Consider the following 23,733-nt stretch of genomic DNA (forward strand, 5'->3'; position numbering starts at 1 on the left):
GTTCGACACCGTCAAATTCTATCGAAAACTTTGATGGGCGTCCAACGCACAATGATCTTCCGTTCGTCATGGAACCGCTTTAGCTTCGCGGCGAAATCATGACGGAGCTTATCATGCTGAAGATCTACGGAGTTTACCGTTCCCGCGCCACGCGCCCGTTGTGGCTGATCGAGGAAATCGGCCTGCCTTTCGAGCTTGTCCCGATCATCCAGGCCTATCGCCTGCCGGAGCCTTCCGCGCCCGGTTGCCCGGTGAATACCCGCTCAGGCGAATTTCTCTCGGTCAATCCGATGGGTTCGATCCCGTCGATGGACGATGACGGGTTCGTGCTGCACGAATCGCTCGCCATCTCGCTCTATCTTGCGCGCAAACATGGCGGCGATCTGGGGCCGAAGGATATCGAGGAAGAGGCGCAGATGGTGCAGTGGTCTCTGTTTGCGGCAACCAGCATCGAGACGCTGGCGCTGAAGATACAGTCGACAAAGACCGATACGGCGGAAGGCCAGGCCGAGGTCGAGGCGGCGGCCGAGACGCTCGCGCGCCCGTTCGACGTTCTGGAAAAGCATCTCGCCACGACCCATTACATGGTCGGCGACCGTTTTACCGCGGCAGACATCAATGTCGCGGAAATCCTGCGCTATGCGCGCGGCCATCACCCGCTGTTCGATGCAAGGCCTTCGCTGAAGGCGTGGTACGAGACCTGCATCAGCCGTTCGGCCTATCAGGCGATGTGGGCGAAAAGGAATGCCGAGCCGGCGTAAGGCACGGGCTTGGACAAGAAGGATATTCGGGCCTCGGAACACGAGGCCCGATCATTGCGACCCTTAGGCAAACAGCGCGTCGGTGACGCGGACATCGCCGACATGGCGGCCGTTCCAGTTTTTCATCTGGCGGTTGGCCATCGCCATAAGCTTCGTCTCGGTCTCGCCGCCCTTTTCGAAATAGCGGGCGATCAGTGCGAAGATCATCGCTTCGGCGGCACGCGTCGTGCCGTCCTCGCATTTGACCGCCATGGCAAGGCCCTGTTCCGGCAAGGCGGCGACGAAGACGCCTTCGGCGCCGGTCTTGGCGAAAATCTTGCCAGGCGCCAGTTCCATCAGTTTCGTGCAGGCGCGGCCGGTGCCGGCGACATAGAAGGGCTCGGCCATGCAGGCATCGATCAGGCGGCGCGAGGCCTTTGCACGCAACGGGGAAAGCCCCTCGCCGGTCAGCATTTTGGCAAAGCCGTGGGCAAGGCCCTTGAGTGGAACGGCATAGGTCGGGATCGAGCAGCCGTCCGTGCCGCAATTGTCGGCAGCGAGTGCCGCACCGGTGAGGTTCTCCATCACGTCGCGGATTTCCTGCTGCAACGGATGGCCATACTCGACATAGCCGGAAACCGGCGCGCCGGAATGGGCGCAGGTGCAGATGAAGCCGGCATGCTTGCCGGAGCAGTTGTTATGCAGCGCCGACGGCTTTTCGATGGTGCGGGCCTGATGGATGAGGACCGGCTGCTCCGACGACCAGTGGGCGCCGCATTCCATCGCCGATACGTCCTTGCCGGCCTTGGCGAGCATGGATGCCGCCATTTCGGCATGGCGATCCTCGCCGGAATGGGAGGCGCAGGCGAAGGCGAGTTCCGCATTGCCGAAACCGTAGGCGTCGGCCGCGCCGCTTTCGATCAGAGGCAGAGCCTGCATCGCCTTGCAGGAGGAACGCGGGAAGACGGCTGCATCGGCATCGCCGAACGAAAACACGGTCCTGCCGGCACCATCGACCACAATACCCAATCCCCTGTGGCGGCTTTCGACGAGATTGCCGCGGGTTACTTCGACGGTAACGGGATTTTGCATGGTCAGTCCTGGCTTTGCTGGCTTGAATGGCACGACGAAACGGTGGCAGGCTCTTTATCCTGTTCGCCTGCGACTTGCACGGGAAAACGCATGAAATCGGTAAAACGCCTGCTGATCATCATCTTCATCGTCTATCTTCTGCCGACCTTCGCGTCGGCCGGTCTCTGGGTGATGAAGGACCATCCTTCCGGCTGGAGTTCGGCCCGCTGGTCATCCGCCGGCCTTCTGCCGCGCGCGCAAGACAGCGACGAGGCGGCGATCTACATCTTCTCCGCCATGACCGGCGGTCTGAAGGGCGCGGTCGCCAGCCACGCATGGATCGTCACCAAGGAAAAAGGCGCGTCATCCTACATGCGCTACGACAAGGTGGGCTGGGGTTCGCCGATCCGCCGCAACCACCGGGCGCCGGATGCCTACTGGTACTCGAACATGCCGCAGCTCGTCGCCACCGTCACAGGCCCTGAGGCGGAGCGGCTGATCCCGCGGGTGGAGCAGGCGATCGAGGACTATCCTTACGGCGAGGTCGGCGGCTACACGATCTGGCCGGGGCCGAATTCCAATACATTCGTAGCCCATGTGCTGCGCAGCGTGCCGGAACTGGGTGCCGTCTTGCCGCCGCATGCGGTGGGCCGCGACTATCTGCCGGACGGCGAATTCGTGCATCTGGACGAGGACTGGCGCGACGTGCATGTGACGATCCGGGGCCTTGCCGGCTTCTCGCTCGGCCTGCGCAGCGGTTTCGAGGTGCATTTCCTCGGCCTCGTTGCCGGGCTGGATCTCGCCAATCCCGGCATCAAGATCCCGGCGGTGGGGCGGATCGGCATCTGAGCGACCTTTCAGGAACGGCAGACAGCAAAACGCCCGCGTCGTGGCGGGCGTTCAAAACCGGATCCAGCATCCCGATGCTTCAGGGACGCCGGTGATCAGAAACCGTTGGCGGTACGGGCGAAGCGGCGGATGTCGTGGCGGTCGATGCCCAGATCTTCCAGCTCGCGCCGCGTCATGCGCTCCAGTTCGGTGACCGTGCGACGGTAGTTGCGCCAGTTGGTGAAGGTGCGTGTGATGGTCATGATGGTCCCCCTTTCCCGGGGCTTTCGAAACGACTGCCGGCCTTCCGTCGCCCTCTTGTTTCGATGACCTCCTTATAAGCCCGAACGCCGACCACAAGTAGCGCTCGCTTGTCAGCACACCCATGCGCAATCAGCATGGATTTCCGTGACCTTGATCAAAGCGTGGGCAGATCTGCGGGAGGACTATGGCGGGATGCCGAGAGCGCTCATGGCTCCCAAAAAGGAAAAGGGCCGCCGAAGCGACCCTCCCATGAAATCTGGTCCGTCTTAACGAACCGAGCGGTACTCTGCCGCCCGACAGGAAGATGAGGTTCAGGCTAAGGGCTGCCTCAGCAGAACCACCTTTCCATTGCCCGTTACGCAGACCGAAATCTCATTAGACATTGGATCACCTTCCTTTCACTACGTTGACGATGACTAAAAGGTAGGAGCGATCCGCAACGCTTGCAAGGCAAGTTATGTAACGTTCCGCGAATATATGTGCATTGCAAGATGAAGGCATCGCGCTTACCATTCGCGAGCCTGAAGAGAGGATCGATTCCTCCTCGGCACCTTCACTCACTCAATTTCAGCACGATCTTGCCGACATGGCTGCTGGTTTCCATCAGCTTGTGGGCGTCGACAACCTTGTCGAACTCCATCACCGAATGGATCACCGGGCTAAGTTTTTCGGCTTCCAGAAGCGGCCAGACCTGCGTCACCAGCTCATCGCGGATGGCGCGTTTTTCGTCGGCCGTGCGCGGGCGCATGGTGGAGCCGGTGACGGTCAGGCGCTTGACCATGATCGGCGCCAGGTTGACCTTTTCGGCAATATTGCCGCCGAGGAAAGCGATGATCGACAGGCAGCCGTCCCTGGCGAGAACCGAGAGGTTCTTTTCGAGATAGGCGGCGCCGATCATGTCGAGGACGACATCGACGCCCTGCCCTTGCGTCTCGGCCTTGATGACCTCGGCGAAATCCTCCGTCCGGTAGTTGATCGCACGGGTGGCGCCGAGATTTTCGCAGGCCTCGCATTTTTGCCTAGAGCCGGCCGTGGCATAGACGGTTGCGCCAAACGCCTTTGCGAGCTGGATCGCGGTCGTGCCGATGCCGCTCGAGCCGCCATGGATGAGGACGCTCTCGCCTTCGGTCAGCCCCGCCATCTGGAAGAGGTTGGCCCAGACGGTGAAGAAAGTTTCCGGCAGGGCCGCGGCCCTGACTGCGTCATAGCCCTTCGGCCAGGGCAGCGCCTGGCCTTGCGGCAGGAGGCAATACTCTGCATAGCCGCCGCCGTTTGCCAGGCCGCAAACCTTGTCGCCGATGCTCCAGTCCGTCACGCCCTCGCCCAGCGCTGCGACCTCGCCGGCGATTTCCAGACCCAGGACCGGGCTTGCATCCTTCGGCGGCGGGTAGCTGCCCTGGCGCTGCGCCACATCCGGGCGGTTGATGCCGGATGCCTCGACCCGGACGAGGATTTCACCGGCGCGGGGCGAAGGCAGCGGCCCGCGGGCAAGCTGCATCACCTCGGGGGCGCCGAAGGATGGAAGATCGACAAAACGCATGTCTTGGGGAAGCGGCATGGAAAACTCCTGTCAGTATGGCTGCTGACTTAGGACAGTCTCCGCTGCTTAGAAAGGCTTGAGCCCGTTTATCCGATCAGTTCGTGCCGGCGAAGGTGGCGAACACGAGGCCGCCTTCATCACCGTGGGTACTGTCCTTGCTGCTGTCCTTGGCGGCCGTCTTGACGCCGGCGATCTCGACGCTGATCTGGCCGATATCATCGAGCAGCAGGCCGCTCGGCAGTTCCAGGACACCGATCGAGCAGCGCAGCAGCGGGAAGTCGCGCTCGCGGCCGGAGCGATCGTGACCGCGGATCTTGCCGGCGGCGCGCTCCTCTTCCGAATAGAGTTCGATCACGTCGGCATGGAAATCGGAGAGAAGCCGTTCGAGGATTTCCTCCAGCTCGGCGCGGGTCCAGTCGCGTACGCCGATGAAGAAATCGTCGCCGCCGATATGGCCGAGGAAATGTTCCTCGGAGAAGAAATAGCGCTTCATCAGCGCGGCAAACAGCGAGATGGCGTGATCGCCCATCTGGAAGCCGTAGAGATCGTTGAACGGCTTGAAATTGTCGAAGTCGCAATAGCAGAAGAAGCGCGCTTCCTCGTCGTCGCGGCCGGCTTCCTGCATGAAATCGCGAACCGCGCGGTTGCCGGGCAGGCTGGTCAGCGGGTTCTGGTCCTGGGCGATCTTCAACTGCTTTTCGTTGACGACCTTGATCAGCGAGGCGGCGGAGACGACGCCGGCATAGCGCATGTTTTCCGTCAGGATGACGCAGGCGCTGTTTTCCATATTGGCAAACAGGCTCATCAGTTCTTCCGCCTCGGCATCCAGCCCGATGATCGGCGCGCGTTCGACGAAATGGGCGATCGAGCGCTCATAGACCTTGTTCTTGAGAAGATCGCGGCCGAACGGCTGATAGATGAATTCCTTCAGGTGATATTCGTTGATGACGCCGCGCGGCTCGCCATTGGCGTTCAGCACCGGGAAGAAAGCCTGGCGCGGGTTGCGGCGGAAGAGTTCGAAGACACTGTCGATCGCGTCGCTTTCATAGACCGTCGGCAGCTTTTCGATCTGCTTGCGGATGAGGATTTCGTCGAGCGACTGGCTGGAGCGCTTGGCGCGGCCGATATCGGCCAGATGATGGAAGGAGTGCTGCAACTCGGTGACGAACGTCGTGGGCCTTGCGACGAAATAGCCCTGGACGAGATCGACACCGTATTCGCGACAGGCGAGGAAATCCGCTTCCGTCTCGATGCCTTCGGCGATGACGCGGATGCCGAGCGTGTGGGCGATGTTGACGATGTTTTTGACGAGGTGGCGTTTGCGCGGATTGCGATCGATCTCGGTGACGAAATGACGGTCGATCTTGAGGTAATCGACCGGATAATCGCAGAGCAGTTTCATCTCGCCATGGCCGACGCCGAAATCGTCGATGGCGAGCTTGAATCCGGCCTTGCGCATGTCTTCCACAAGGGCGGAAAATTCCGGCACGCTGGTATTGTCGAAGCGTTCGGAAAACTCGAAACAGACCGAAGACGGAGCGATCTTCGCGGCGCGCAGGTGATTGAGCAGCTTTTCGAGAAACTCCTGTCCCTGCGGTATCATGCGGACATCGAGATTGAGGAAAAGCGTGGCGGAGGAATAATCCGGCAGGCTGGCGAATTTGGCGAGCGCCCGGCCCGACATCATCTGCTCGAGGGCCAAAAGCTGGCCGGAGCGTTCGGCCTCGTCGAGCAGTTCCGGCGGCGAGGAAAAACCGATCCTCTCATGCCCGCGCAGCAGGGATTCGTAGCCGAAGACGCTGCCTGTCGCGACCTCGACGATGGGCTGGAAAGCGTTTTCCAGAACCAGCTTGCCGAGCGTCACGAGCTGATCGCCTGCATAACGCCGGACGACACCCGGATCGAGAACAGCCGCAGACGACATACGCATTACTCCAAAGCATGATCCGGCCATCCGAACGGGGCCGTCAGTGATTGCCCGCCACGGTGCCCGTAACCCGTCAACAATCCGTTGCCCGTGTATGAAAATCAGATGAAGCTTTTGTGACGGTCGGCGGAGATATGTTTAATATTCAATGAATTAGACGGGTTCACGCGGCCTCGCCGAGCGGCCGCGCCCGCTCAATCCGCTCGCGTTCCTTCGGGTCGTTCATGGCGGTCCACAGGTCGCTGCGGCGCTGTATGTTCAGCCAGAAATCCGCCGTGTTGCCGAACACGCGTGCAAGAATAAGCGCGGTCGGTACGGTCACTGTGCGCCGATCATTGCAGAGTTCATTGACATGCTTGCGCGGCACCCCCATGGCCTGCGCCAGCGCCGCCTGGGTCAGCCCCATCGGCTCCATGAATTCCTCGACAAGGATTTCGCCGATCCCGGCCGGCTTGCGTGTCGTCATAAGCATGCTGCACCTACCTGTAAGTGTGGCTATCGAGATAAATTCCGCTGGCTTCGCCTTTGGCCCCATCCCACCGGAAGATCAGTCGCCACTGCTTGTTGACCCGGATGGAATGATGCCCTTCAAGCAAACCACGCAGCTTCTCAAAATGATTGCTGGGCGGAGCGCGCAAATCCCGATCGCTTGTCGCATCGTCGATCATTTGCAGCTTCCGAAAGAGCCGCGCCTCGATTTCCGCCGGCACCTTCTTGCTGCGGATGTCCCGAACGAAGAATTGATAAAGCCATTCGTCACGAAAACTGGCGATCATTATCCACCTCTGACCCAATGTACCACCTCACGGTACAAACATCAACTCCGCGCTTTTGGAACAGCGCTGTTCGCAATCCTCGCTTGATCCGAAGGCCGATCAAAAATAACTCATGCTGACGCCATTCCTGCCAGCAGAAAGTCGACCGCGATCATGTCCCGCCCGAATATCCTCATCATCATGGTCGACCAGCTGAACGGCACGCTGTTTCCCGATGGTCCGGCAGAGTGGCTGCATGCGCCGCACCTGAAGGCGCTTGCCGCACGTTCGGCGCGGTTCAGGAACAACTATACGTCTTCGCCGCTCTGTGCGCCGGCCCGCGCCTCGTTCATGGCCGGGCAGCTGCCGAGCCGCACGCGCGTCTATGACAATGCCGCCGAATATGTCTCGTCCATCCCCACCTACGCGCATCACCTGCGCCGCGCCGGCTATTACACGGCGCTTTCAGGCAAAATGCATTTCGTCGGGCCGGACCAGTTGCACGGCTTCGAGGAGCGGCTGACGACCGATATCTATCCGGCCGATTTCGGCTGGACACCGGATTACCGCAAGCCGGGCGAACGGATCGACTGGTGGTACCACAATATGGGATCGGTCACCGGGGCGGGCGTCGCCGAGATTTCCAACCAGATGGAATATGACGACGAGGTCGCCTTCCTCGCCAACCAGAAACTCTACCATCTTTCCCGCGAAAACGACGATCTTGCCCGCCGCCCCTGGGCGCTGACGGTCTCGTTCACCCATCCGCACGACCCTTACGTGGCGCGGCGCAAATTCTGGGATCTCTACGAGGATTGCGAACATCTTCTGCCCGAGGTCGGGATGCTGGAAAGCCAAGACCCGCATTCGGACCGCATCCTGAAATCCTGCGATTATGCGAGCTTTGCCATCACCGGCGAGCATGTGCGCCGGGCGCGGCAAGGCTATTTCGCCAATATTTCCTACATCGACGAGAAGGTCGGCGAGCTGATCGACACGCTGACGCGCACACGGATGCTGGACAACACGTTCATCCTGTTCTGCTCCGACCATGGCGACATGCTGGGTGAGCGCGGATTGTGGTTCAAGATGAACTTTTTCGAGGGATCGGCCCGCGTGCCGCTGATGGTGGCGGGACCGGGAATTGCCCCTGCCCTGCATTCCGCACCCGTTTCCAATCTCGACGTGACGCCGACGCTCTGCGACCTCGCCGGTATCTCGATGGAGGAGATCGCGCCATGGACGGATGGCGAGAGCCTGCGGCCGGTGATCGATGGCGGCACCCGCACCGCGCCGGTGCTGATGGAGTATGCGGCGGAAGCCTCCTACGCGCCGCTTGTCGGCATTCGCGAGGGCAAATGGAAATACATCCATTGCGAACTCGATCCCGAACAGCTGTATGATCTGGAGGCCGATCCCAAGGAGTTGAAAAACCTTGCCGACGATCCGGCCCATGCCGAAGTCCTGCAGGGGTTTCGCGCCAAGCGGGTTGCCAAGTGGGACATGGCAAAATTCGATGCGGATGTGCGCGAAAGCCAGGCGCGGCGCTGGATCGTCTACGAGGCGCTGCGCAACGGCGCCTACTATCCCTGGGACCATCAGCCCTTGCAGAAAGCCTCCGAGCGCTACATGCGCAACCACATGAACCTCGACAATCTGGAAGAGTCCAAGCGTTACCCCCGTGGGGAGTGAGGACGGAGAGTGAGAATGAAAGCACAGCCGAAAGCCAGCCACTTCATCGACGGCGAATATGTGGAAGATGAAGCCGGCACCGTCATCGAGAGCCTCTACCCCGCCACCGGCGAGGTGATTGCAAGGCTGCATGCAGCCACACCTGATATCGTCGAAAAGGCGATCGCAGCGGCAAAACGCGCCCAGCCGGAATGGGCGGCGATGAGCCCCACCGCGCGCGGCCGCATCCTGAAGCGCGCCGCCGACATCATGCGGGAGCGCAATCGCGAGCTTTCCGAACTGGAAACGCTCGACACCGGCAAGCCGATCCAGGAGACGATCGTTGCCGACCCGACCTCGGGGGCCGACAGTTTCGAGTTCTTCGGCGGTGTGATCGCGGCGGGCATGAACGGCCAGTACATTCCGCTCGGGGGCGATTTCGCCTACACGAAGCGGGTGCCGCTCGGCGTCTGTGTCGGCATCGGCGCGTGGAACTATCCGCAGCAGATCGCCTGCTGGAAGGGTGCGCCGGCGCTGGCCGCCGGCAATGCGATGGTGTTCAAGCCATCGGAAAACACGCCGCTCGGTGCCCTGAAGATCGCCGAGATCCTGATCGAGGCCGGTCTGCCCAAGGGACTGTTCAACGTCATCCAGGGCGACCGCGCCACCGGGCCGCTGCTGGTCAATCATACGGATGTCGCCAAGGTGTCGCTCACCGGCTCGGTGCCGACCGGCCGCAAGGTGGCGGCAGCGGCCGCCGGCCAACTCAAGCATGTGACGATGGAGCTTGGCGGAAAATCGCCACTGATCGTGTTCGACGATGCGGATATCGAAAGCGCCGTCGGCGGGGCGATGCTCGGAAACTTCTATTCGACCGGTCAGGTCTGCTCCAACGGCACGCGCGTCTTCGTGAGCCGCAAGATCAAGGACCAGTTCCTGTCGCGGCTGAAGGCACGGACGGAGAAGATCGTCATCGGCGAGCCTATGGACGAGGCGACACAGATGGGCCCGCTGATCTCCTTCGACCAGCGTCAGAAGGTGATGAGCTATATCGACAAGGGCCGCGCCGAGGGTGCCACGCTTCTGACCGGCGGCGGCATTCCGAACGACGTAACCGGTGAAGGCTATTACATCCAGCCGACCGTGTTTGCGGATGTGACGGACGAGATGACCATCGCGCGCGAGGAAATCTTCGGGCCGGTGATGTGCGTGCTCGATTTCGACGACGAGGACGAGGTGATCGCGCGGGCAAACGCCACCGAATTCGGCCTCTCGGCCGGCGTGTTCACCGCCGATCTTTCACGCGGGCACCGGGTTGTCGATCAGTTGGCCGCTGGGACCTTGTGGATCAATACCTACAATCTCTGCCCGGTCGAAATTCCCTTCGGCGGATCGAAACAGTCAGGCTTCGGGCGCGAGAATTCGCTGGCCGCGCTCGAGCATTATTCGGAACTGAAGACGGTCTATGTGGGCATGGGCAAGGTAGAGGCGCCCTATTGATGGGCGTCAAGACACGCCTAGTCCTCCTGGTTCCAGACCACCAGGTCGTCCAGATCGACCTTGAGCGTCTTGGCAATTCGCATCAGGACGTCGATCGAGCCGGCTTTCTTGCTGTTCTCGATGTCGGAAAGATGTGGCTGCGAAATGCCGACGGCTCCGGCCAGTTGCGCCACCGTGAGCCCGCGATATTTGCGGTGGGTACGGATCGGGCTGTCGGATTGCGAGAGTTCCTTGATCAGTTCGTGAGGGAAAGTCTCCTCACCGGCCGCAATGCGTGCCACGACCGCATCGGCTTTGAGACCATCGACAAGATCTTCGTAGTCCTCCTCGCTGAGCAGAACATAGCCCTTGCCATCGATGACGAGCTTCTGGATGTCCCCCATGCTGATTTATTCCTTGTAAATGCCGCCACGCGGTCCCGCCTCAATCACGAGAATGACCTGTCACAGATCGTCTATGACGACGCGGTCCTGACCCACACGAATGCGAAAATGCGGTTTTCCGCTCATCTTCTTTATATCGACACGCTTTCCACAAGCATAATCGTCCAGTTTGGCGATAATCGCCGCTCTGCGCTTGGGCTGCATCTGACGAAGGCTTTTTCGCGCCTCCCGCGAGTAGGTGATTTCCTTCATCGCAGTTGCCCTGCCAGCCAAATTCACCCAACGCCTTATAGCAATAAGCTATACTCACCTCCAAGTCCAGTTTTCCCCATAGACAGGATATGATCGCTATGCAGGCAGATTTCGTCATCATCGGTTCCGGTTCGGCAGGGTCCGCCATGGCTTACCGCCTTTCGGAAGACGGCAAGCATTCGGTGATCGTCATCGAGGCGGGCGGATCGGACTATGGGCCTTTCATCCAGATGCCGGGGGCGCTCGCCTGGCCGATGAGCATGAAGCGCTACAACTGGGGTTATCTTTCCGAACCCGAACCTCATCTCAACAACCGCCGCATCACCGCACCGCGCGGCAAGGTGCTCGGCGGCTCGTCCTCGATAAATGGGCTCGTCTATGTGCGCGGCCATGCGGAGGACTACAATCGCTGGGAGGAACTCGGCGCGTCCGGCTGGGCCTATGCCGACGTGCTGCCCTATTTCAAGCGGATGGAGACCTCGCATGCCGGCGAGGCCGGGTGGCGCGGCACGGACGGGCCGATGCATGTGCAGCGCGGGCCGGTGACCAACCCTTTGTTCCACGCCTTCATCCAGGCCGGCGCACAGGCCGGTTTCGAGACGACCGAGGATTACAACGGCTCGAAGCAGGAGGGTTTCGGGCTGATGGAACAGACGATCCATGACGGTCGTCGCTGGTCCGCCGCCAACGCCTATCTGCGGCCGGCGATGAAACGGAAGAATGTCGAGATCGTCTATGGTCTGGCGCAAAAGGTGGTCATCGAAAACGGGCGGGCCATCGGGGTCGAGGTGCTACGGCGCGGCGCGCCGCAGGTGGTGAAGGCCAACCGCGAGGTGATCGTCGCCGCCTCCTCCTTCAACTCGCCGAAACTGCTGATGCTGTCGGGCATCGGTCCGGCCGCGCATCTGAAAGAGATGGGCATCGAGGTGAAGGTCGACCGGCCGGGCGTCGGCGCCAACCTGCAGGACCATATGGAATTCTATTTCCAGCAGGTCTCGACCAAGCCGGTGTCGCTCTATTCCTGGCTGCCCTGGTTCTGGCAGGGCGTGGCGGGCGCGCAGTGGGTGCTGTCGAAGGGGGGCCTGGGCGCTTCCAACCAGTTCGAGGCGTGCGCCTTCCTGCGCTCGGAAGCCGGACTGAAGCAGCCGGATATCCAGTATCACTTCCTGCCCGTCGCTATATCCTACGACGGTAAGGCAGCCGCCAAGAGCCACGGATTCCAGGCGCATGTCGGTTTCAACCTGTCGAAATCACGCGGAGCCGTAACGCTGGCTTCCGCCGATCCCAAGGACGATCCGGTCATCCGCTTCAACTACATGAGCCACGAGGAAGACTGGATCAAGTTCCGCCACTGCGTGCGGCTGACCCGCGAGATTTTCAGCCAAAAAGCGTTCGACGATTATCGCGGGCCGGAAATCCAGCCGGGCGAGCATCTGCAATCGGATGACGAGATCGACGGTTTCCTGCGCGAACACCTGGAAAGCGCCTACCATCCCTGCGGCACCTGCAGGATGGGCCGCGCCGATGACCCGATGGCTGTCGTCGATCCCGAATGCCGGGTGATCGGGGTGGAGGGTTTGCGGGTGGCGGACAGTTCGATCTTTCCGCATATCACCTACGGCAATCTCAACGGGCCGTCGATCATGACGGGAGAAAAGGCGGCCGACCACATTCTCGGCAAGACGCCGCTTGCCCGCTCCAATCAGGAGCCGTGGATCAATCCAAGGGCGGCGGTGAGCGACCGGTAACCGGTGTGCTCAGTGGTAGTCGTCTTCGCGCTGGTGACGGATGGCGAGGATGGTGACCTGTTCCGAGTCCTCGATTTCATAGACAGCGACATAGCCCGACGAGCCGAACGGAATGACGAGCTCCCGGATGAATGGGGTGTCGTCTGAGACTTTTCTGGCCGCAAACGGAAACGTTCTCAATGTGTCGATTGTCCGAATGATGATCTCGACCGCCTTTTCTGCAGCATCGAAGTCTCGGTGCAGCAGAAACTCGTAGTGCCGCTTGATATCGGCACGGGCGCTTTTGGCATAACGAAGCCGAAAGGTCATTTGCGGAGTTCGGCGCGCCTGGCCTCAAGCATCGCCCTCAACTCGTCGTGGACCTCATCCGCATCATAGTACTCGCCGGTGTGCCTGGATTCCTCCCTAGCCTCCAGTCCCCTCGCGATGAATTCCGCCTGGGTCCTGCGATAACGGACCTGCTTCTTCACCGCATCCTCGACGAAGGCGGACAGCGTCTCGCCCTTTTCCAGCACGCTTTCCGCCGCCGCACGCAATTCGGGCTCGACCCGAAGCGACGGGATGGTGGCGGTCTTTGTTGCAGCCTTCATGGCCTCACCTCATGCGTTGCAATTGCAATGCATGATGCGCTGACCATCGCCGGACGGCAAGAGGGCTGCGGATGACCCGCCGCCGGATGCGGCGCATCACCTGAGTTATTTCGCGAAAATCTTCCAGCGGGTTGGGCGGAAGCGGGCTTCCGATCCGAGTTCGACCGGCGCATGCAGCGGCACCTCGATTTCCACATGGAAGGGATCGTGGCCGTTGTTGGCGATGTCGATTTCGGCGATGCGGGTGCCGGCAAGGCGGCGAGAGGCGGTGACCTTGCCGGAGAGGGCATCCTTCTCGTCGGTCAGCACCACATCTTCCGGGCGGAAGAACAGGTCGCCCGCCGTATCTCCCTGCCCCGACACGCCGATCGGCTCGCCCTGGAACAGGACCGTGCCGTCCTTCACCTCGACCGGCAGATGCGAGGATTCGCCGATGAAGGAGAAGACGAAGGGCGATTGCGGGCGATCATAGACATCGTCCGCCGAGCCGACCTGTTCGATCTTGCCCTGGCTCATGACGACGACGCGGTCGGCAAGTTCGAGCGCCTCTTCCTGGTCGTGGGTGACGAAGACGGTGGTGTGGCCGGTGCGGTCGTGGAATTCACGCAGCCAGCGGCGCAGCTCCTTTCTCACCTTGGCATCGAGCGCGCCGAACGGCTCGTCGAGAAGCAGGATGCGCGGCTCGATCGCCATGGCGCGGGCGAGCGCCACACGCTGGCGCTGGCCGCCGGAGAGCTGGTTGGGGTAGCGGTTTTCCAGGCCGGAAAGCTGCACCATGTCGAGCAGGTCGGAAACGCGCTTTTTGATCTCGCCTTTCGGCGGGCGGCTGGCAGACGGGCGCACCTTGAGGCCGAAGCCGATGTTCTCCGCCACCGTCATGTGACGGAACAGTGCGTAATGCTGGAAGACGAAGCCGACATTGCGCTCCTGCACCGAATGATGCGAGGCGTCTTCGTCACCGAAGAAGATGCGGCCATCGGTCGGGAAATCGAGGCCGGCGATGAGGCGCAGCAGCGTCGTCTTGCCGGAGCCGGAGGGACCGAGCAGCGCGATCAGTTCGCCGGATGCGATGTTCAGCGAGACATCGTTCAGCGCGGCGAAACGGTCGAATTCCTTGCGGACATTATTGATTTTGACTTCCATGCAATCGGCCTTTTAGTGCCGGCCGCCGGCAGCGCCGGCGCCGAAGCGAAGTTCGAGAAGGGTTTTGAGGGCAAGCGTGACGAGCGCCAGAAGGGCGAGCAGCGAGGCCACCGCGAAGGCCGCGACCATGTTGTACTCGTTATAGAGGATCTCGACATGCAGCGGCATCGTGTTGGTCAGGCCGCGGATACGGCCGGAGACGACGGAGACGGCGCCGAACTCGCCCATGGCGCGGGCATTACACAGAAGCACGCCGTAGAGCAGGCCCCACTTTATATTGGGCAGCGTCACATACCAGAACGTCTGCCAGCCGGAGGCACCGAGCGAAAGGGCCGCCTCCTCATCCCCCGTGCCCTGGTCCTGCATCAGCGGGATCAGTTCGCGGGCGACGAAGGGGAAGGTGACGAAGACGGTGGCAAGCACGATGCCCGGCACGGCGAACAGGATCTCGATGCCGTAGCTCTTGAGCCATGGTCCGAGCAGGCTGGCACTGCCGAACAGAAGTACATAGACGAGACCGGAGATGACCGGAGAGATGGAGAATGGCAGGTCGATCAGGGTAATCAGGAATGCCTTGCCCTTGAACTCGAACTTGGCGATGGCCCAGGCGGCCGCGACGCCGAAGACGAGGTTGAGCGGCACGGCTATCGCCGCGACCAGCAAGGTCAGTCTGATCGCCGCCCAGGCATCCGATTCGATGAGGGCTTCCTCATAGGTTGCCCATCCCTCGCGAAACGCCTCGACGAAGACCGAGACGAGCGGCAGGAAGAGGAAGAAGCCGAGAAAGACGAGCGAGATCGCCACGAGGATCAGCTTGGTGGAGAAGCTCTCGTCGGCGGGGTTGCGGAAGGCAATGCGGCGGTTATCGGACATGGGCGACCTCCTTTGCTTTCCGGAGGGGCTGCCCCTCACCCCGCCTCCGCTTCGCTCGGCGCACCCTCTCCCCGTCAAGACGGGGCGATGGGGACCCGAAACGCTGCGGCAAGTCCCTTCTCCCCGCTCGCGGGGAGAAGGTGCCGGCAGGCGGATGAGGGGCAACCACGACGCGCAGTTCAATCAGCTCACGCATTGCCATACCTCCTGCGGCTCCAGGCCTGGATGAGATTGATCACCAGCAGCATGGCGAACGAGATCAGGAGCATGATCGTGGCGATGGCCGTGGCGCCCGCATAATTGAACTCTTCCAGCCGGATGACGATCAGGAGCGGTGCGATTTCGGAGACGTAAGGAATGTTGCCGGCGATGAAGATGACCGAGCCATATTCGCCGACGCCGCGGGCAAACGCGAGCGCGAAGCCGGTCAGCACAGCCGGCGTCAGGCCCGGCAGCAGAACCTGGAAAATCGTCTGGAAGCGGTTGGCGCCAAGCGTCGCCGCCGCCTCCTCCACCTCACGGTCGATCTCCTCCATGATCGGCTGCACCGTGCGCACGACGAAGGGCAGACCGATGAAGATCAGGGCGATGACGATGCCATAGGGCGTGAACGCGATACGGAAGGGCATGAAGACCGAACCGATCCAGCCGTTCGGCGCGTAAAGCGAGGCGAAGGCGATGCCGGCGACGGCCGTCGGCAGGGCGAACGGCAGGTCGACCATGGCATCGATCAGCCTGCGGCCGGGAAAGCGGTAACGCGTCAGCACCCAGGCCAGCAGCGTGCCGAAGACGACATTTATCAATGCCGCCGCAAACGCCGTGCCGAAGGAGACGTAGAGCGCCCTGAGCGTGCGTTCGTCGAAAAGGATGGCGAAGAAGCCAGCCCAGCCGAGTTCGGCGGTACGCCACAGAAGGCCCGCGATGGGGATGAGAATGATCAGCGACAGGTAGGCGAGCGAAAAGCCGAGCGTCAGACCGAAACCCGGTATGATGCTCGGCTGCTTCAGTCTCCAGCCCGCTTTGGAGGCGGTGGCGGATACGGTCATGCTTGGTTCCGAATTCTGCGTTCAGGCCCGACATGGCAACGGTGCGGATAAGCTACCGCACCGTGCCCTCAGTGTCACTTGTCCCGGTGATGGGGCGGGATTACCTGGCGCCGGGCTTGTAGATCTGGTCGAAGATGCCGCCGTCGCCAAAATGTTCCGGCTGCGCCTTCTTCCAGCCGCCGAACAGCGGATCGTCGATGGTGACGAGCTTGATATCCGGCAGCGCCTTCAGCAGATCCTCATCGACCACGTCGCGCTTCGACGGACGGTAGAAGTGTTTCGCCGCAATGTTCTGGCCTTCGTCGGAATAGAGATACTGAAGATAGGCCTCCGCTACCTTGCGCGTGCCCTTGGCATCGACAGTGGCGTCGACCACGGCGACCGGCGGTTCGGCAAGGATGGAGATCGGCGGCACGACGATATCGAACGCGTCCTTGCCGAATTCCTCGCCGGCCAGATAGGCCTCGTTTTCCCAGGCGAGCAGCACGTCGCCGATCTGGCGCTGGGCGAAAGTGACGGTGGAGCCGCGAGCGCCGGTGTCGAGAACCGGGGCGCGCTTGTAGAGATCGCCGATATAGGCCTTGATCTTGTCCTGATCGCCCTTGAACTCTTCGTTCGCCCAGGCCCAGGCAGCAAGATAGTTCCAGCGGGCGCCGCCGGAGGTCTTCGGGTTCGGGGTGACGATCTGCACGTCGCCCTTGACCAGATCGCCCCAGTTCTGGATGCCCTTCGGATTGCCCTTGCGGACGAGGAAGACGATCGTCGACGTGTAGGGCGAAGAATTGTTCGGCAGACGGGTGCGCCAGTTTTCGGCGATCTTGCCGGTTCTCTGGATGGCGTTGATATCGCTTTCCAGCGCCAGCGTCACGACATCGGCCTCAAGGCCGTCAATGACGGAGCGGGCCTGCGCGCCGGAGCCGCCATGCGACTGGCGGATCGCCACATCCTCGCCGCCTTCCGCCTTCCAGTGCTTGATGAAGGCGGCGTTGAAATCCTTGTACAGCTCGCGGGTCGGGTCATAGGACACGTTGAGGAGCTGGGTCTCGGCAAAGGCCGGGGCAACACTACCTGCTGCAAGCGTGGCGCCAAGCGCCAGCATGAGCAGCCGTTTCGAAATACCATCCGTAAAATTCAGCATGAGTGTGCCTCCTTGATCTCATGCCTAAACTCTATCGGTCAGGTCGTCTTAGTCAATTCACGGCGAAAAGAAGGCAAAACTGTTTCCCTTTCGGCGGTTTACGCGACAAAGAATGGGTCGGAGGGAGAGGTTCAGGCAGAACGTCCGCGTTGGAAAATGCGAGTGCCGGGGAATGCCGATTTTCTAAAACACTGTTTCAGAACAAGTCGAAACAACGTTTTTCAGGACCAGATTGCAAGCCTGACGGAAAGGAGACAATTTATCATCTTTAAAGCTGAGGCATACGTTTATATCTTTAAAAATATATAACGGGACTGTCGGATGAGTTATCATGTCAAATTCCATCGCGATTTCGTTCCGGAGTGGAAACAGCTAACCGTGGAATTAAAGGAGCTTGTCGGCGAGATAATTGACCATCTGGAAGACGATGGTCCGTTTGTCGGGCGACCGGAAGTCGACACGTTGAAGGGGTCCAGGCACTCCAACATGAAGGAAATAAGGGTGACCTCAAAAAGACAGGTCTGGCGTTTCGCCTTTGCGTTCGACCCTCGCCAGTCCGCCATCGTTCTATGCGGCGGCGACAAGCAAGGGATGAACAGCGCGCTTTTCTACAAAACGCTGATCGCCAAGGCAGACCGCAGGTTTGATCAATGGCTCAAGGAGGCGACGTGATGAGCATGGACTGGAAGGATATGCGCGCGCAACTGCCTGTCGACGTGCGGCAGCGGCTGGATATCAAGCGGGAGGAACGCCAACTGGGCAGAGCCATGGCAGAAGTCCGCAAGGCGATGGGCTATACGCAGAAGGACGTCGCCGCCGGAGCTTCAATGACACAAAACACCATCTCGAAGATCGAGAATGCCGACGACGTGCTGATCTCCTCCATCGTGCGCTACATGCGCTCGATCGGCGGCAGTGTGGAAATCGTACTCAAGACGCGCGACGGAGATGAGCGGCGCGTGGCGATCGCCCCCGATATAACCGTAAAATAGACCGTCGGGTACAGGCTGCCCCGCCTCACGCCGTTAAAAGTTCGCGTACCTGCGCCGGCTTGGCATTGCCCTCGCCCGCCCCTTCGATCGCGTCGGCGATCGTGGTGTTGAACAGCACGTCGCGGGTGGCGTCGGCGACGCGGGCGAAGACGTGACGGATCTCGCAGAGATGCTCGCCATCACAATCATCGCATTTGCGGTAGGCGATCTGGGAAAGGCACGGCAGCGGGGCGATCGGGCCGTCGACGAGCCGCAGGACTTCGCCGAAGGAGATCGCGTCCGCCGGCTTCAGCAGAAGATACCCGCCCTGCTTGCCGCGCCGGCTCATGACGATGCCGGAGCGCTTGAGGTCGAGCAGGATCTGTTCCAGAAATTTCTTCGGGATCGACTGCTGGACCGCAATCTCCGAGATCAGCATCGGCTCATCCGGGTGGGCCTGCGCAAGAGCGGCGAGCGCTCTCAGCGCGTATTTCGCTTTCTGGGATATCATCACGCAACCATCGACAGCAACGCCGCCGCGAGGCCATTTCGGGGACCCCACGTCGACGCCGGAATTCTAGAATGCGACGATTGCGAATGCTTCAAATGCGGCATCCGACGTCGCCCGGCCGACACGCGGCGATACCGCGCTGCAACCTGCCTTCTGGAGTAGCGCAAACGCCCATAAATTACAAACCTATGCGGGCAGCGGCGGGCTGAAAAACAGTCACATTTGGTTAAGGCGTCAGCTTTTCTGTGTGCGGCGCGGTTTCTAGAGATATTTGCTCCACACATACGGCCGAAGAAACGGGTTTTCCTGTCTTCCACATCTCCAAGTGGCGATAATCCAGCACTTGCTGATGAAAGAAGACCAATGACCTCGCATGATGTGATTGAGCGCTCCGCCTATGGCACCGGTGCCAGGGCTGTCGCGGACGAACTGAACAGCAGACTTGCAGACCTCGACCTTCCGGCCCGCCTTTCGGCAGCGGCCGAGATCGGCCATGCCGTGTTCACCACGTCGCTCGGTATCGAGGATCAGGTGATCACCGCCGCGATCGGCACGCATCGCCTGCCGATCGAAGTGTCGACGCTCGAGACCGGCCGGCTTTTCAAGGAAACCGTCGAGCTTATCGCCGAGACGGAGGATCGCTACGACATCGCCATCCGCCGTTTCCGTCCACAACAGGACGATATCGACGCCTATGCGGAAAAATACGGCCTCAACGGCTTTTACGACAGCATCGAGGCGCGTCATGCCTGCTGTCATGTCAGGAAGCTCATCCCCCTCGCCAAGGCACTGTCCGGCGCCAATATCTGGATCACCGGGCTTCGCCGCGGCCAGTCCGGCAATCGCTCGGCCACGCCGTTTGCCGAATATGACGCCGAGCGAGACCTGATCAAGGTCAATCCGCTGGCCGACTGGGATATCGAGACGATCAACGCGCATGTGGCTGAGCGGGAGATCCCGGTCAACCCGCTGCATGCACGCGGCTACCCCTCCATCGGCTGCGAGCCCTGTACCCGCGCCATCAAGCCCGGCGAGCCAGAGCGCGCCGGCCGCTGGTGGTGGGAGAACGATGAAAAGCGCGAATGCGGGCTGCATGTTCCGGAAAGCGCCGATCAATCCACCCCGATCAACGGCCGAATGTGAATGGGGCCAATGCCCCTCGCCCTAACCCTTTCCCCGCATGGGCAAAGAGGGTCTGGGCATTGCTCAACGCGCAACGCCACCAACTTTTGTGTTTGTTCTAAAAGACCATCTGGAGACCGAAATGTCCCTGTCCGTACAGGAAACGGAAATCAAGAACCCACCCGTTTCCCGCCCGCCGCTCGATCCGCATCTGAAGGCTCTCGAAAACGAAGCGATCCATATTTTCCGCGAGGTCGCGGCCGAGTTTGAAAACCCGGTCATGCTTTATTCGATCGGCAAGGATTCATCCGTCCTCTTGCATCTGGCGCGCAAGGCCTTCTTTCCCGGCCGCATCCCCTTCCCGCTCCTGCATGTCGACACGACCTGGAAGTTCAAGGAGATGATCGAGTTCCGCGACCGGATCGCCGAGGAATACGACCTCGATCTCGTCGTCCACACCAACACGCGCGGCCGCGAAGAAAACATCACGCCGTTCACCCACGGCTCGGCCTTCTATACCGACGTGATGAAGACGGAAGCGTTGAAACAGGCGCTCGATGCCGGCGGTTACGACGCGGCCTTCGGCGGCGCGCGGCGCGACGAGGAAGCTTCCCGCGCCAAGGAGCGCATCTACTCCTTCCGCACGCCCGATCACAAATGGGACCCACGCAACCAGCGGCCGGAACTTTGGAACGTCTATAACGGCATGATCAAAAAGGGCGAGAGCGTGCGCGCCTTCCCGCTGTCGAACTGGACCGAGGTCGATATCTGGCGCTACATCCAGGCGGAGGATATTCCGCTGGTGCCGCTCTACTACGCTGCGACACGCCCTTACGTGGAGCGTGACGGGATGATGATCCTGGCGGAAGACCCGCGACTGGAACTCAAACCCGGCGAGAAGATCCAGCACGGTTCGATCCGCTTCCGCACGCTCGGCTGCTTTCCGCTGACCGGCGCGATCCGCTCGACGGCCTCGAACCTCGAGGAAGTGATCGCCGAACTCGAAATCGCCACCGTTTCCGAACGCCAGGGCCGCGCCATCGACCGCGACCAGTCCGGCTCGATGGAAAAGAAGAAGCGCGAAGGATATTTCTGAGATGAGCGCACCAGCACCAGTGACCGCGCCTTCGGCCAATGTCATCCCCTTTGCGGAGGGCGCCGCCCGCGTCTCGCGCGACAGCCGGCCGTTGCGGCTGATCACCTGCGGCTCCGTCGATGACGGCAAGTCGACGCTGATCGGCCGGCTCTTGTGGGATACGAAGGCAGTCAAGGAAGACCAGGCGGCGACGCTTGCCCGCGATTCGGGCGCCCAGAACGATCTCGGCCTGCCCGACTTCGCGCTGCTGCTCGACGGTTTGCAGGCAGAACGCGAGCAGGGCATCACGATCGATGTCGCGTATCGCTATTTCTCCACCGACAGGCGCTCGTTCATCGTCGCCGATACGCCCGGCCACGAGCAGTATACTCGCAACATGGTGACGGGAGCCTCGACCGCCGACCTCGCCATCCTGCTTGCCGACGCCCGCGTCGGCCTGCTCGAACAGACCCGTCGGCATGCTACGATCGCAGCCCTGATGGGCATTCGCCAGTTCGTTCTGGCGGTCAACAAGATCGACCTGATCGGCTATGACAAGGCCGTCTTCGACAGGATCGCCGCCGAATTCCGCGAGTTCGCCCTTGCTCTGGGTGTGCGGCAGATCACGGCGATCCCGATGTCGGCGCTGAAGGGCGAGAACGTCGTGCTTTCCGGCCAGTCCGCCATGCCCTGGTATGACGGCCCGACACTGGTCGAGGCGCTGGAGCTTGCCACCAACCGCTCGACCCAGGCCGGCGGCTTCCGTCTGCCTATCCAGCGCGTCGTGCGTCCGGGCGAGAGTTTTCGCGGTTATCAGGGAACGGTCGCAGGCGGCTCGATCAAGCCGGGCGACAGTGTCGCCATCCTGCCCTCGGGCACGGTCGCTAACGTCCGCCAGATCGTCACCTTCGACCTCGTGCGCAACGCGGCCGTCGCAGGGGATGCGGTGACGCTGGTGCTCGACCGGCAGGTGGATGTGGCGCGCGGCGACATGATCGTCTCCATCGACGGGCAGCCGATGGCCGGCACGGCCTTCGACGCGCATATCGTGGCGCTGCAACCGGGTGGCATAGAGCCGGGCAAGCGCTACTGGCTGAAAAGCGGGTCGCGCCGCCAGCGGGTGACGATCGAGCCGACCTCGCAGCTCGATCTGGCCACCGGCCAGTGGCGGCCGCATGCATCGGCACTGTCGATGAATGCGATCGGCAAGGTGCATCTTTCCTTCGAGGAACAGGCCGTCTTCGACGCCTACGAGCAAAACCGCGCGACCGGCGCCTTCATCCTGATCGACCCCGATACGCTGAACACGGTGGCGGGCGGCATGATCACCGCCAAGCGCGGCGGCGTGGACGGCATCCACCGCGACGGGGAACAGCGCGTCGTGCTGTCGCTGCCGGCCGACCTTGCCGAACAGCTGATGGCGAGCGAGCTTTTCGCCGCAAGACGCGACGAGGCGGAGATCCGCCGCGTCACGGCTGCCGAAGCCGCCGAGATCTTCTCGCAGGCCGGCAGCGATATCTGACGCGCAGCGACATCCGGCAACCCAACACCGGAGGCGGCGCAAGCCTGCCTTCGGTCGTCCCGCATTGGGGTGTTGCGGAATGCGTCTTGCCTGATCTTCGACATAGCCTGAAAAAGAAAAAAGCCCGCGATTGCGGGCTTTTTCGACTGGTCGGAGTGGCAAGATTCGAACTTGCGACCCCCACGTCCCGAACGTGGTGCGCTACCAGACTGCGCTACACTCCGTGACCAGTGGCGCCTCTATAGAACAGCATTTTTGGTTCGACAAGCACCGTTTTCGAAAAAAATGTGACATGTTGAAAATTGCCTTTTGAAGCCCCGGTTTTGCGCCTGCGGCAGATCGCCGGCGTGGTTGCCCGCTCATGGCCGATCCGTTGCAAAAAAGCGGCGTTGGCAAAATTTGCGCATTCCGGCGCGGCGGCGGCCTCGCGGACGGGCGGCAAAATCTGCTAGCTGACGCAGACGCCCTTTGTCTCGGGCAAATCCATCATACAAGGATATTTCGGACCATGAGCCGCCGCCTTATCGCCTCGACCGCGCTTCTTGCACTTGCGCTTTCCAGCTGCACCACGACAAGCCTTGCCACCGACCCGATTTCCAAGCGCTGGGTCGGCCGCTCGGCCGGCGAATTCTTCGCAAGCTACAATCCGCCGCTCGACGACGTGGCCTCCGGCTCCAACACCGTCTATTCCTGGCGCGGCGGCTACAAGCGGATCAAGCAGCAGAACGGCCGTAACGCGAGCGTCTCCTGCTCGGCCAAGCTGACCGTTTCCGACACCTACGTGATCCGCAGCATCACGATTACCTCCGACCGCCCCGGCGCCAACGGCCCGAGCTATTGCGAGGAACTGCTCGCCGGCGCCTGATGCCGACGGTTCCGGCCCGCGCCCGAGGCTTGACCGGAACCGCGAAAGCACTGCTCCGACGGCGGGTTTCATCCCGCCGTCACGCCTTCCTCCGAGGCCAGATATTCGGCAATGCGGCGCTAGCCGGTTGGAGCGATTGACGTTTTCGGTGGCATCCGGCGCCGAATTGGCGTAATTTGAATTGAATTCCGATCGATC

The 23,733-nt window shown here is 61.4% G+C and carries 25 protein-coding genes, 1 tRNA gene and 1 pseudogene; 11 read left to right on the forward strand and 16 right to left on the reverse strand.

What is annotated here, in order from left to right:
- Positions 1–113 precede the first annotated feature (113 nt).
- Positions 114–761, forward strand: coding sequence for a glutathione S-transferase family protein (locus tag AC0JZ4_RS00920; protein ID WP_471884594.1), 648 nt, complete (start codon positions 114–116; stop codon positions 759–761).
- A gap of 63 nt (positions 762–824) precedes the next feature.
- On the opposite strand, the gene AC0JZ4_RS00925 is transcribed toward AC0JZ4_RS00920, so the two are convergent.
- Entirely contained in the window at positions 825–1,832 is a 1,008-nt protein-coding gene (locus AC0JZ4_RS00925; protein ID WP_471884595.1) for an asparaginase, read from the reverse strand.
- 90 nt (positions 1,833–1,922) lie between these two features.
- Here AC0JZ4_RS00925 and AC0JZ4_RS00930 point away from each other — a divergent pair, with 90 nt between their 5' ends.
- Complete coding sequence (locus AC0JZ4_RS00930) at positions 1,923–2,660, forward strand: DUF3750 domain-containing protein (protein WP_471884596.1); 738 nt, start codon at positions 1,923–1,925, stop codon at positions 2,658–2,660.
- Positions 2,661–2,755: 95 nt separating this feature from the next.
- On the opposite strand, the gene AC0JZ4_RS00935 is transcribed toward AC0JZ4_RS00930, so the two are convergent.
- The 5 genes from AC0JZ4_RS00935 to AC0JZ4_RS00955 form a co-directional block, all read right to left on the reverse strand.
- Positions 2,756–2,902 carry a DUF1127 domain-containing protein gene (locus AC0JZ4_RS00935; protein WP_471884597.1) on the reverse strand — a complete coding sequence of 49 codons (147 nt, stop codon included), beginning with the start codon at positions 2,900–2,902 and terminating at the stop codon, positions 2,756–2,758.
- A gap of 554 nt (positions 2,903–3,456) precedes the next feature.
- A complete protein-coding gene (locus AC0JZ4_RS00940; protein WP_471884598.1) occupies positions 3,457–4,461 on the reverse strand; it encodes an NAD(P)H-quinone oxidoreductase in 1,005 nt (334 codons plus the stop codon).
- A 76-nt stretch (positions 4,462–4,537) separates the two neighbouring features.
- Positions 4,538–6,367: a GGDEF domain-containing protein gene (locus tag AC0JZ4_RS00945; RefSeq protein ID WP_471884599.1), complete on the reverse strand. Its 1,830-nt coding sequence runs from the start codon at positions 6,365–6,367 to the stop codon at positions 4,538–4,540.
- Between the two features lie 166 nt (positions 6,368–6,533).
- Positions 6,534–6,842, reverse strand: coding sequence for a HigA family addiction module antitoxin (locus tag AC0JZ4_RS00950; RefSeq protein ID WP_471884600.1), 309 nt, complete (start codon positions 6,840–6,842; stop codon positions 6,534–6,536).
- A gap of 7 nt (positions 6,843–6,849) precedes the next feature.
- Positions 6,850–7,146, reverse strand: coding sequence for a type II toxin-antitoxin system RelE/ParE family toxin (locus AC0JZ4_RS00955; RefSeq protein ID WP_471884601.1), 297 nt, complete (start codon positions 7,144–7,146; stop codon positions 6,850–6,852).
- 153 nt (positions 7,147–7,299) lie between these two features.
- Here AC0JZ4_RS00955 and betC point away from each other — a divergent pair, with 153 nt between their 5' ends.
- Positions 7,300–8,817 carry a choline-sulfatase gene (gene betC / locus AC0JZ4_RS00960; protein ID WP_471884602.1) on the forward strand — a complete coding sequence of 506 codons (1,518 nt, stop codon included), beginning with the start codon at positions 7,300–7,302 and terminating at the stop codon, positions 8,815–8,817.
- A 15-nt stretch (positions 8,818–8,832) separates the two neighbouring features.
- Positions 8,833–10,296, forward strand: coding sequence for a betaine-aldehyde dehydrogenase (gene betB / locus AC0JZ4_RS00965; protein WP_471884603.1), 1,464 nt, complete (start codon positions 8,833–8,835; stop codon positions 10,294–10,296).
- A gap of 17 nt (positions 10,297–10,313) precedes the next feature.
- Here betB and AC0JZ4_RS00970 read toward each other — a convergent pair whose 3' ends face one another.
- On the reverse strand, positions 10,314–10,679 hold the full coding sequence (locus tag AC0JZ4_RS00970) for a helix-turn-helix domain-containing protein (protein WP_471884604.1): 366 nt from the start codon (positions 10,677–10,679) through the stop codon (positions 10,314–10,316).
- 60 nt (positions 10,680–10,739) lie between these two features.
- On the reverse strand, positions 10,740–10,931 hold the full coding sequence (locus AC0JZ4_RS00975) for a type II toxin-antitoxin system RelE family toxin (RefSeq protein ID WP_471884605.1): 192 nt from the start codon (positions 10,929–10,931) through the stop codon (positions 10,740–10,742).
- A gap of 98 nt (positions 10,932–11,029) precedes the next feature.
- Between AC0JZ4_RS00975 and betA the strand changes: the two genes are divergently transcribed.
- A complete protein-coding gene (gene betA, locus AC0JZ4_RS00980) occupies positions 11,030–12,679 on the forward strand; it encodes a choline dehydrogenase (protein WP_471884606.1) in 1,650 nt (549 codons plus the stop codon).
- Positions 12,680–12,688: 9 nt separating this feature from the next.
- Here betA and AC0JZ4_RS00985 read toward each other — a convergent pair whose 3' ends face one another.
- From AC0JZ4_RS00985 to AC0JZ4_RS01010, 6 genes and pseudogenes are all read right to left on the reverse strand, one after another.
- The gene (locus tag AC0JZ4_RS00985) at positions 12,689–12,988 is read right to left on the reverse strand and encodes a type II toxin-antitoxin system RelE/ParE family toxin (protein WP_471884607.1); all 300 of its coding nucleotides are present in this window, start codon (positions 12,986–12,988) and stop codon (positions 12,689–12,691) included.
- Positions 12,985–13,269: a YlcI/YnfO family protein gene (locus AC0JZ4_RS00990; protein ID WP_471884608.1), complete on the reverse strand. Its 285-nt coding sequence runs from the start codon at positions 13,267–13,269 to the stop codon at positions 12,985–12,987. Before AC0JZ4_RS00990 ends, AC0JZ4_RS00985 begins: the two co-directional genes overlap by 4 nt.
- A 105-nt stretch (positions 13,270–13,374) precedes the next feature.
- The gene (locus AC0JZ4_RS00995; protein ID WP_471884609.1) at positions 13,375–14,412 is read right to left on the reverse strand and encodes a sulfate/molybdate ABC transporter ATP-binding protein; all 1,038 of its coding nucleotides are present in this window, start codon (positions 14,410–14,412) and stop codon (positions 13,375–13,377) included.
- A 12-nt stretch (positions 14,413–14,424) separates the two neighbouring features.
- Positions 14,425–15,222: pseudogene (gene cysW, locus AC0JZ4_RS01000) on the reverse strand (sulfate ABC transporter permease subunit CysW); the annotation flags it as partial.
- A gap of 251 nt (positions 15,223–15,473) precedes the next feature.
- Positions 15,474–16,331 carry a sulfate ABC transporter permease subunit CysT gene (gene cysT / locus AC0JZ4_RS01005; protein WP_471884610.1) on the reverse strand — a complete coding sequence of 286 codons (858 nt, stop codon included), beginning with the start codon at positions 16,329–16,331 and terminating at the stop codon, positions 15,474–15,476.
- 100 nt (positions 16,332–16,431) lie between these two features.
- The gene (locus tag AC0JZ4_RS01010) at positions 16,432–17,469 is read right to left on the reverse strand and encodes a sulfate ABC transporter substrate-binding protein (RefSeq protein WP_471884611.1); all 1,038 of its coding nucleotides are present in this window, start codon (positions 17,467–17,469) and stop codon (positions 16,432–16,434) included.
- A gap of 321 nt (positions 17,470–17,790) precedes the next feature.
- On the opposite strand from AC0JZ4_RS01010, the gene AC0JZ4_RS01015 reads away from it, so the two are divergent.
- Positions 17,791–18,141 (forward strand): type II toxin-antitoxin system RelE/ParE family toxin, encoded by a 351-nt coding sequence (locus AC0JZ4_RS01015; protein WP_471884612.1) that lies wholly within the window; start codon positions 17,791–17,793, stop codon positions 18,139–18,141.
- Positions 18,141–18,461 (forward strand): helix-turn-helix domain-containing protein, encoded by a 321-nt coding sequence (locus AC0JZ4_RS01020; protein WP_471884613.1) that lies wholly within the window; start codon positions 18,141–18,143, stop codon positions 18,459–18,461. The genes AC0JZ4_RS01015 and AC0JZ4_RS01020 overlap by 1 nt, the downstream gene beginning before the upstream one ends.
- Before the next feature lie 25 nt (positions 18,462–18,486).
- On the opposite strand, the gene AC0JZ4_RS01025 is transcribed toward AC0JZ4_RS01020, so the two are convergent.
- On the reverse strand, positions 18,487–18,951 hold the full coding sequence (locus tag AC0JZ4_RS01025) for an RrF2 family transcriptional regulator (RefSeq protein WP_471884614.1): 465 nt from the start codon (positions 18,949–18,951) through the stop codon (positions 18,487–18,489).
- 363 nt (positions 18,952–19,314) lie between these two features.
- Here AC0JZ4_RS01025 and AC0JZ4_RS01030 point away from each other — a divergent pair, with 363 nt between their 5' ends.
- The 3 genes from AC0JZ4_RS01030 to cysN all read left to right on the forward strand — a co-directional run bounded on the left by AC0JZ4_RS01030 (position 19,315) and on the right by cysN (position 22,670).
- On the forward strand, positions 19,315–20,094 hold the full coding sequence (locus tag AC0JZ4_RS01030) for a phosphoadenylyl-sulfate reductase (RefSeq protein ID WP_471884615.1): 780 nt from the start codon (positions 19,315–19,317) through the stop codon (positions 20,092–20,094).
- A 121-nt stretch (positions 20,095–20,215) separates the two neighbouring features.
- Positions 20,216–21,169 carry a sulfate adenylyltransferase subunit CysD gene (gene cysD / locus AC0JZ4_RS01035; protein WP_471884616.1) on the forward strand — a complete coding sequence of 318 codons (954 nt, stop codon included), beginning with the start codon at positions 20,216–20,218 and terminating at the stop codon, positions 21,167–21,169.
- A gap of 1 nt (position 21,170) precedes the next feature.
- Complete coding sequence (cysN, locus tag AC0JZ4_RS01040; protein WP_471884617.1) at positions 21,171–22,670, forward strand: sulfate adenylyltransferase subunit CysN; 1,500 nt, start codon at positions 21,171–21,173, stop codon at positions 22,668–22,670.
- Between the two features lie 147 nt (positions 22,671–22,817).
- On the opposite strand, the gene AC0JZ4_RS01045 is transcribed toward cysN, so the two are convergent.
- A tRNA-Pro gene (locus AC0JZ4_RS01045) sits at positions 22,818–22,894 on the reverse strand.
- 284 nt (positions 22,895–23,178) lie between these two features.
- Between AC0JZ4_RS01045 and AC0JZ4_RS01050 the strand changes: the two genes are divergently transcribed.
- Positions 23,179–23,535 (forward strand): hypothetical protein, encoded by a 357-nt coding sequence (locus tag AC0JZ4_RS01050; RefSeq protein WP_471884618.1) that lies wholly within the window; start codon positions 23,179–23,181, stop codon positions 23,533–23,535.
- Positions 23,536–23,733: the final 198 nt, after the last annotated feature.

The organism is [Rhizobium] kunmingense (assembly GCF_977018605.1).